This window comes from Clostridioides sp. ZZV14-6153 (assembly GCF_020657855.1).
In the GTDB taxonomy this organism is placed as follows: Bacteria; Bacillota; Clostridia; order Peptostreptococcales; family Peptostreptococcaceae; genus Clostridioides.
On the sequence record NZ_JAGWCZ010000108.1, the window covers coordinates 1 to 212 of the forward strand.

Sequence of the window (212 nt, forward strand, 5' to 3'; positions counted from 1 at the left end):
AATACAAATAATATCCGTTTCGCCATACTATTTCAGCAGTCTTTATATTTTCAATATTAAAATCTAACTCTAAATATCTACCTTTTGACATTGATAACTTTAAGTTACCTTTAGCATTGATATTTATTGCACTAACTTTGAATGGTATTATATAAAATTTCTTGGTTTTATATGGATACTTTGCCTTGGTATTACCTTTCTTTCTTAACTCT

General features: G+C 25.9%; 1 pseudogene. It reads right to left on the minus strand.

Annotated features, from left to right (window positions below):
* Positions 1-212, minus strand: a pseudogene (locus tag KGF46_RS20480) (RNA-guided endonuclease TnpB family protein); the annotation flags it as partial.